Below are 8,938 nucleotides of genomic sequence, written 5' to 3'. Positions count from 1 at the left end.
AAGCTCGATGAGGTCGACTCTTGTTATAGTCATCCCGCCAAGCTTCAATTTTCAATTTAGCATCAGGTAATGAGTCTAATCAGTGGCAGTTGAGGCACTCATCTTGACAGGCTCCGATTTTTAGAGCATTCGCAGTCTGACGGTCCATAAATAAAAAAACTGTATAATAATTATCATTAAAAAGAGGAGGCATTACGCCTCCTCTAAATTTAACGGTTTACCTAATACTCAAACCTTACCACCTACACCTTTGAATTTTTCAATAAATGCGGCTATTTTCTGGAACACTGTTTGCTTCTTAGTAAGGTATTGCGGATTCAGCGGACTCATTTTAGGAAGAATATCATTAAGCTCAGTACCGCTATCACTTGCACTCTCTCGTTTGAGCGAGGTGGTGATATAACGCTTAGCGGCTTCTGCATTCAGCTTTTCTGAGTCAATCAACTCTTGAGCTTCACGTTGTTGCTCGGCTTGCGCAAAGGTGAAAAAGGCATCAATGATACTGGCTTTATCATCAATCTTATCGAGGTCAGTTTGTTGAATAAAATCAACTAACAAACTCTCCTTTGCTCTATTGCCTAGGCTGGAGCGGATCATCCGGCGAACCTCTTCAACTAAGCTCGCTTTATCTTTTGTTTTTTTGTTTTTCTCAAAAACCAGCGTCAGGATGTAATCGAGATTAATCTCTTGAGATTTAAGCAGATCAATCTCAAAAACAATGTCATCCCAGTCAACCGTTGATTTCTCTTTCGTATTGGCTTCTTTCTCACGGCGTAGCCAGTCACGGATATCGTTATAGGTTGAACGATAATCCTGAACCTTTCTGTCTGCGGGTATGCGGATAGTCTGCAGTTCAGCAAGCTTTTCATCCGTAACATAGTGCTGTGCTTTGAAAGCCTCAATAGCTTCAGGATCACTGAGGTCAACGCTTTGTAACGCTTTCAGGCTGGCGAACTCATCGTAGTTTTGCAGAAGATTCTCAACGCGAAGATATTCGCCAAATAACTTAGCGAATGCTTTTTTGTCTGATTCCTTCTCGATGGCGGTCGGATCAGGGAAGCGTTGCTCTAACTCTTGTACCACAGCCATAAAGCCACGCTTCGCTTCGCCTGTAATCAAATCGGTAAAGCCTTCCATGTACTCTTTATAGCTCTTTTCGAGTACCACGTTCTTGGTGTTTTTATCACCAAACAACGTAATGGCATCGACCGTTGCCTGCTCCAAATTTCGGAAGGTGACAATATTACCAAACGTCTTAGTAGCATCATAAATGCGGTTGGTTCGTGAATACGCTTGCATCAAGCCGTGGTAACGCAAGTTTTTATCCACAAACAAGGTATTCAGCGTCGGTGCATCAAAGCCCGTCAGGAACATACCAACCACAATCAGCAAGTCGATTTCCTTGGCTTTAACCTGCTTTGCCAAGTCTCGGTAATAGTTTTGAAAGCCGTTGCCATCGACACTGAAGTTCGTTTTGAACATCGCGTTGTAATCATCAATGGCTGAGCTTAAGAACTCTTTTGCACTGACATCCATAGCTGATACGTCAAAGCTTTCATCTTGAATATCCCCCACCGAATCTTGCTCTTCATTCGCAGCAAAGGAGAAGATAGTCGCAACTTTGAGCGGCTTTTCACTGTCTTGCTGTAAAGTTTTGAATGCGTCGTAATACCGCTTAGCGGCCTCAACACTACTCACTGCAAACATGGCATTAAAGCCTTTTGCATCAATGTGTAGACGGTGTGTCTTTTGGCGGAAGTTATTCAGAATGTACTGGGTGATTTCTCTGATACGCTGAGGATGCAGTAAAGCATCTTTGTTTTCAGCCGCACTGAGTTTTTTTTCGTCTTGCTCAGTTTCAATGGCTTTGAATTGTGGGCGTACATCGTTGTAGTCCACTTTGAACTTGAGCACTTTCTCATCGCGGATAGCATCGGTAATCACATATGAGTGTAGCTCACGCCCGAACACACTTGCCGTGGTATCAGCACCCAGCGCGTTTTCTGGGAAAATAGGTGTTCCGGTAAAACCAAACTGATAGAACTTCTTGAACTTCTTCTTCAGGTTTTCTTGGGCCTGGCCGAACTGGCTACGGTGACACTCATCAAAGATGAACACGACTTGCTTAGTGTAGATTGGCAGATCGCTTTCACTCTTCATCAGGTTATTGAGCTTTTGAATGGTGGTGACAATGATCTTGTTGTCATCTTTATCCAAATTACTCTTAAGGCCAGCGGTGCTCTCTGAGCCGTTTACGCTGTCTGGTGAGAAACGTTGGTACTCTCTCATGGTCTGGTAATCCAGATCTTTACGATCTACCACGAAGAACACTTTATCAATGAACTCGAGCTCTGTGGCTAAGCGTGCAGCCTTGAAACTGGTTAGTGTTTTACCTGAGCCTGTGGTGTGCCAGATATAACCACCACTCTCGATTTTGCTCCAGCTTTTGCTTTGGTAGCTGCTTCGAATCTTCCACAAAATACGCTCAGTAGCGGCAATCTGATAAGGGCGCATGACGAGCAACGTGTTGCTGATATCAAACACCGAATAGTGCAGTAGCACATTGAGCAGGGTATGTTTTTGGAAGAAGGTGGCCGTAAAGTCTTTCAGATCTTTGATAAGACCATTGTCAGACTTCGCCCAGTTCATGGTGAAGTCAAAGCTGTTTTTATTGCGTGTGGTGGTATTGGCAAAGTAGCGCGTATCAGTGCCATTCGAGATCACAAACAGCTGCAAGTATTTGTACAGTGAATGCTCACTGTTAAAGCTCTCTTTACTGTATCGGTGTATTTGGTTGAACGCCTCACGGATAGCAATGCCCCGCTTTTTCAGTTCGATTTGAACCAGTGGCAGGCCGTTGACCAGAATCGTCACATCGTACCGATTAGCATGGGTTCCTGCTTGTTCGAACTGCTTAATTACCTGAACTTTGTTGCGGGTGATGTGCTTCTTATCGACCAGGTAGATGTTTTTGATATGCCCATCATCAAACACAAAGTCATGGATGTAGTCATCGTGGATCTTGCGGGTTTTATCAATGATGCTATCGCTAGGGTTATCGAGCCAGGTTTCAACAAAGCGTTGCCATTCACTCTCGGTAAACTGTACATCGTTAAGCGCCTGAAGTTGTACGCGCACATTGGCTAACATGGCATCAGGGTTGTTTAAGGCTGGCAGATACTCATAGCCTTGATTGATTAAGTCTTGGATCAGCTCGTTTTCTAGATCGCTTTCGCTTTGGTAGTTTTCTGCGACATGCCACTCTTTGGTGTACTTATCGAGAACAATAAAACTGTTGGATTCAGCAATCGTTTTGTAATCAATCATTCCGTGATCTCTTGTTCTGCAGCAGCTTTTTTACTTCACGATCAAAATCAGATTCGATGCGCTGCTGCTTATTAAATTTATCGTATTCGGCGTGAGCCTTGAGCTCCGCTTGCTTTCGGCTCACTGAGCCATACCCTTCTAGGATTTGGTACTCATTGAAAGACAGGAACTTGTTCACACTTTCGGCGAAGCTTTCCATGGTGAAGGTGTTGCGTCGTTCAATAATGCCTTCGATATAATCAAAAAAGGCGGATACCGCACGCTCTAACTTTTTGATTTCATCTTCACTTAAGTAGTTTTTAGCGACGGTTGAGTCTGACTTTAATACACGCCCCTGTGGGGCATTTTTATACGTACTCATGCCCATCAGCGGTTTGTTGGCATCCGCTTTGAGTGCAATGATTTCTGCGGCTGTGTGTCCGGTAATCGCGTAATGAAACTTGTCTTGTACGTGAGCGTAGAACAACTGTGTCGTTCTCGATTTGGGGTCATAATCGATACTGCACTCAGCAAAAATATCGGTAATTTGTTGGTAAATGCGTCGCTCGCTGGTGCGGATCGAGCGCACACGCTCCAGCAGCTCACGGAAATAGTCTTTACCAAAGAAACGGCCATTTTTTAGCCGTTCATCATCCATGGTGAAACCTTTGATGATGTACTCTTTGATAAGCGCCGTAGCCCAAATACGAAACTGAGTTGCTTGGGCTGAGTTGACGCGATAGCCCACAGAGATGACGGCATCAAGGTTGTAGTATTTGACCTTCTTCGTTTGGGTTTTACCCGCAATGGCCCCGTGCTCAGTGGTATGTTCCAAAATAGAACATACCACATCTTCTTGTAGCTCATTGCTGTCAAAGATATTTTTCAGATGTTTGGTTATTGCAGGGCGTTGTACACCAAACAGTTCAGCCATCCGTTCTTGAGTCAACCAGAGGGTCTCACCATTGAGCAATACCTCTACCTTGACCGCACCATTCGGTGCGGTATACAAGAGGAACTCTGTGGTTTGATCCTGCAAACTAAGTAGTTTAGACATTGCTTTCCTTCCTTAGTTACTCGCTGGAGTAGGCTCAGGCTTTGGGAAGCTCAGCAGCAGATCACGGTAGTACTCGTACTGTTGTTGGCGAAGTTCGATTTCGCGGGGCAAGCCTTCGGTAATGGAGTTGGTGAGGGCATCGAATTTGTCGAGGATGGCGACGATACGCACTTGTTTTTCATACGGGGGCACTGGAACAATAATCTTTGAAAAGTCACTTTTATTGATGATTGGCATTGTTCCTCCGCTCAACTCTCCCTGTCGACGCAATGTATCACGCATCGCAGTGAGTACATGGAACAGATAGCTGACATGGACGTTATCATCGGTCAAAATAATTGCGTTAATTTGTTGATTTGGAATACAAACGTTAGCATTGATGACTGTCTTACCCATATCTGCTCCTATACATGTGACTAACAATGAGCCACTAGGAATCTGAACTTTGGACATCGATGCAGCTCCCTCCAATGACAATCGACGACTTGGGTATTTGATGCTACGCATCCCGTTCTTGACATCACTGGGGGTTACAAAATCGACTTTGTCCCCCCATGCCGATTTGTCAGATGACTTTGGAGTACGACCTGTCACGATACGGCCAATATCCCCCAACGTCTTCCACTCAACATCACCATGAGCAAAGTTCAATAACTTCTCGCGATAGTAATTGTATTGCGTTTTACGCATGTTAAGCTCAGCGGTCAGCTCAGCGGTCAGCTCAGCGGTCATGGCGGTAAATGCGTCCAGAATACGGACGATTTCTGCTTGGATTTTCAGTGATTTCTCTGGATTATCAGGGCAGGGAATAGGTATGCTAATTTTTGCAAGATCGGTTGCAGAAACATCAATGACTTTTGTTCCCTTTGCCAGTTTCTTTTTCTCGCGATAAAACTCAGGTGTTTGAGTGAAGTAGACAAAATATTTACCAAGAATAAGGTTACTTGGCTTAAATATGGTTGCATGACCACCCGTAACGGCATCTTGTTTACCCAAATAAACTAAAGCCTTTCCGACATCCTCAAGGTTTTCACTTGTATTCGTGATTACGACATCACCAGTATTTATCTTTTTGAGCTTTTTTGCCGTTTCAGGGGAGACAAAAGATATTGTCGTTTTCGTTGAAGACCCGTAATAAGTGTAAATCTGCCCATAGTGAATAGCTGGTACTCCCGACTCAGTAAAGTCGGCTTTTGGTAAGCCGTTTCCACGAACTAACTCACCTAGATCACTTAGCACTTTCCACTCAACCTCAACGCCATCCAGCAGTTTTTCCATAAAGCTTAAATGGTTCATGCGTCCTGCTCCTCATCAGCAACCTCAGCCCCTTCAATCTCTCCGATGATGGCATCGATATCTTTACGCAGTTGCTCAATCTTGCTTACAGTCGTTTTAAGTTCAGCATTAAGCTTAGTGATATCCACCGCTTCACGGGTATCTTTCGCCTCTACATAGCTGCTGACAGACAGGTTGTAGTCATTCTTCTCAATATCACTTAACGGTACTGATTTAGCAAAATGGTCTACATTAGCTTTGCTCTCAAACACCTGCATGATTTGGTTGATGTGTTCATCCAGCAGAATGTTGTTATTGGTTTCTTTCTTGAACAACCCACTGGCATCAATGAACTGGGTATTGGTGTTGGGTTTGTTTTTCGCCAGCACCAAAATATTCACCGCGATAGTCGTGCCATAGAACAGATTTGGTGCAAGAGAGATAACGGTTTCTACATAGTTGTTATCAACCAGATATTTCCGAATCTTTTGCTCTGCACCGCCTCGATAGAAGATCCCAGGGAAGCAGACGATAGCCGCTCGGCCCTTACTCGACAGATAACTCAATGCATGCAGTACAAACGCAAAGTCAGCTTTGGATTTAGGGGCTAGCACCCCAGCAGGGGCAAAGCGTTCATCGTTGATGAGCGTTGGATCATCACTGCCAATCCATTTAACTGAGTAAGGTGGGTTAGACACGATGGCATCAAACGGCTTGTCATCACCAAAGTGGGGTTCGCGCAATGTATCACCGAGTTGGATGTCAAACTTGTCGTAGTTGATGTTGTGCAAGAACATGTTCATCCGCGCCAAGTTGTACGTGGTGTGGTTGAGTTCTTGCCCAAAAAAACCGTCTTCAATGATATGCGCGTCGAAGTGCTTCTTCGCCTGCAACAGCAGTGAGCCTGAGCCACATGCGGGGTCATAAATCTTGTTAACACTGGTCTGCTTGTGCATGGCCAGTTGTGCGATTAGCTTAGATACATGCTGTGGTGTGAAGAACTCACCACCGGACTTCCCTGCGTTAGCGGCATAATTGGAAATCAGGAACTCATAAGCATCACCAAACAGGTCAATTTGGCTAGCTTCGAAGTCACCAAAGTCCAATTCAGCAACACCTTTGAGTACTGCGGCTAAACGAGAGTTTTTGTCTTTTACCGTATGCCCTAAACGGGTGCTGGTGGTATCAAAGTCAGCAAACAAGCCTTTGATGTCATGCTCGGAAGGGTAGCCACTCGCAGAGGCTTCAATATCTTTAAAGATATGCGCTAGATCGGTATTCAAGCTTTCATTGGTATTGGCATCTTTAACAACGTTAACAAAAAGGTCACTAGGACGAATGAAGTAACCTTTGGTTTTCACTGCATCGTCTTTGATCTCTTGTGTAATGACGCTATCAGGCAGCTCAGCGTAGTTGATACTGTCATCACCGGCTTCAATGTAGTTGGTGAAGTTTTCACTGATAAAGCGATAGAACAACGCACCTAAGACATACTGCTTAAAATCCCAGCCATCAACAGCGCCTCGCACGTCGTTAGCGATAGCCCAAATTTGGCGCTGTAGGGCAGCACGTTGCTGGTTACTTGTCATGTTCTGGTTCCCGTAAATCTGGTAGTGGATAGGCGTACTGTACCGCCTGAAACCGCCTCTCTGTGACGTTACGGCTGCTAGAAGCACTTACAGTACGCTAAAATTTGGCGGGTATTATATCAAGTAAGGCAAGGAGTACCGATGTTAATCGCACACAATGGAATTTAAATGATGGTCTGTCAGGAAATAAACCATGACAGCCGTTCAATAAATAAACTATTGACGAGATTGTGCAATACGTTGCTGTAACCATGCTTCCACCTCACTTTCTAACCAACGCGAGCTTCTGCCTAATTTGATTGGCTTGGGGAACTCACCGTCTTTAATCAGCTTGTAAAACCACTTATCTGTTAACCCAGTTAATTTGGTGATGAATGCCATATCAACAAACTTATCGTTCAGAATTGAGTAATCAGTAGACATCGTTTTTTCTCCATGAGTTAAAGGGAGAAGGAGTAGGGTTACTTCTTCAAACGATATGGCATGGAGTATTTTTTTAGACGTTATCGCTTAATGAGTAATAAGAGCGCCCGAAGGCGCTCTCACTTTAAGAAGCTCTTCTACGGCCTCCTGATTGCTTTGTAGCAGGCAATTGACTTTTACCTACTACACGACATCCAAGAGGCGTAAGGGCTAACATCTCCTCGTCACTCTTAGTCAGGTAACTAATCACTTTATCTTTCAGTACGTATCGTTTATCACTATCGTTATAGGTTACTGTCCCAATACCGTATGACTTCCATTCTTTATATTTACGCTTATCAGCATTACAGTTGTAGTACGTCCTAGGTTCATCACTCATTGATTTCCAATCTTCTCCTAGCTGCCTGCATAAGGTAATGTCACCTTGTACCTTATGCCCATTGAAGATGAAGATAAGGTGATGATGAATACCTCGTTTACGACCACACTCCATCTTCCAGATATAACCCAATAGATGGTTATATTTACGTTTAACAGCGTTTATATAATCGGCACGGTCTTTAACTGCTTTATCAAAGGTAATGTCGTTACTGATAGATTCTGCATAATGGATATCCAGTCTGACGATGAGAAGTTTGGCATGATGATCGAAAAGACTATCTAGGTATTGAGCTAGGCTTTCATGGTTGCGTTTATTGCCTCTCATGGCATTATGAAATGCTTTCTTGCATAATGGTCTACTGAACATCTCTCTTAATTCTAGTAGAGTATCATCCAAGCGCTGCCTTTCAATCCATGTTAGGTTATAGATGTCTTTATTCCTATATCCCCAAAATAATTTAATGAAACGGCTAGCTAGAGGGTGAGCGACAGGTTTCCCATCAGTGTATTTAAGGTCATTGAGAGCTAATGCCAGAGCCTCATCAAAACATTCACTCACGTTAACTCTTAAATGTCTGATAGAAGAGTTCTGTACATACTGGATAACTTTTAAAGCATGAATGCTCATAATGAAAATCCTTTGAAAAGGTATTAGCGCAATACTCTTTTGAGGAGTATTGCTATGAAGGTGGTATAGGTAGCATTACTTGTGGTAATGCTTATAGTGTTACTCGGAGTAGTGATATCTAATGATGATTAATGGTATGAATGATTCTAATGATAGTTAATGATAGTTAATGATAGTTAATGATAGTTAATGATAGTGGATGGTTAATGATGGAGTAACTCTAATAATATAAATACCCAATCATTATTGTAATAAATAGGCTGGTGATTTTGGCTTGGT

6 protein-coding genes and 1 pseudogene are annotated in these 8,938 nt (G+C 43.4%); all 7 read right to left on the bottom strand.

The window, feature by feature from the left end; all coding sequences use genetic code 11:
- Positions 1 to 64: pseudogene (locus L975_RS18735) on the bottom strand (integrase core domain-containing protein); the annotation flags it as partial.
- Between the two features lie 164 nt (positions 65 to 228).
- A complete protein-coding gene (locus L975_RS07725; protein ID WP_047708004.1) occupies positions 229 to 3,327 on the bottom strand; it encodes a type I restriction endonuclease subunit R in 3,099 nt (1,032 codons plus the stop codon).
- Positions 3,320 to 4,318: a virulence RhuM family protein gene (locus L975_RS07720; RefSeq protein WP_218185578.1), complete on the bottom strand. Its 999-nt coding sequence runs from the start codon at positions 4,316 to 4,318 to the stop codon at positions 3,320 to 3,322. The genes L975_RS07725 and L975_RS07720 overlap by 8 nt, the downstream gene beginning before the upstream one ends.
- A gap of 57 nt (positions 4,319 to 4,375) precedes the next feature.
- Positions 4,376 to 5,659 (bottom strand): restriction endonuclease subunit S, encoded by a 1,284-nt coding sequence (locus tag L975_RS07715; RefSeq protein WP_047708001.1) that lies wholly within the window; start codon positions 5,657 to 5,659, stop codon positions 4,376 to 4,378.
- Entirely contained in the window at positions 5,656 to 7,227 is a 1,572-nt protein-coding gene (locus L975_RS07710; protein ID WP_047708000.1) for a type I restriction-modification system subunit M, read from the bottom strand. Before L975_RS07710 ends, L975_RS07715 begins: the two co-directional genes overlap by 4 nt.
- A 216-nt stretch (positions 7,228 to 7,443) precedes the next feature.
- Positions 7,444 to 7,650 carry an AlpA family transcriptional regulator gene (locus L975_RS07705; RefSeq protein ID WP_047707999.1) on the bottom strand — a complete coding sequence of 69 codons (207 nt, stop codon included), beginning with the start codon at positions 7,648 to 7,650 and terminating at the stop codon, positions 7,444 to 7,446.
- Between the two features lie 124 nt (positions 7,651 to 7,774).
- Entirely contained in the window at positions 7,775 to 8,659 is an 885-nt protein-coding gene (locus L975_RS17240) for an inovirus-type Gp2 protein (protein ID WP_052181338.1), read from the bottom strand.
- Between the last annotated feature and the right edge of the window lie 279 nt (positions 8,660 to 8,938).

Origin of the sequence: Plesiomonas sp. ZOR0011 (genome assembly GCF_000800945.1) — a bacterium.
In the GTDB taxonomy this organism is placed as follows: Bacteria; Pseudomonadota; Gammaproteobacteria; order Enterobacterales; family CAMTGL01; genus Plesiomonas; species Plesiomonas shigelloides.
This window is presented reverse-complemented; position numbering and strand designations above follow the sequence as displayed.

Bases quoted from the DNA above. Each gene is read 5' to 3' on its own strand.
- L975_RS07725 (WP_047708004.1), bottom strand. From the start codon at position 3,327: ATGATTGATTACAAAACGATTGCTGAATCCAACAGTTTTATTGTTCTC.
- L975_RS07715 (WP_047708001.1), bottom strand. From the start codon at position 5,659: ATGAACCATTTAAGCTTTATGGAAAAACTGCTGGATGGCGTTGAGGTT.
- L975_RS07710 (WP_047708000.1), bottom strand. From the start codon at position 7,227: ATGACAAGTAACCAGCAACGTGCTGCCCTACAGCGCCAAATTTGGGCT.
- L975_RS07705 (WP_047707999.1), bottom strand. From the start codon at position 7,650: ATGTCTACTGATTACTCAATTCTGAACGATAAGTTTGTTGATATGGCA.
- L975_RS17240 (WP_052181338.1), bottom strand. From the start codon at position 8,659: ATGAGCATTCATGCTTTAAAAGTTATCCAGTATGTACAGAACTCTTCT.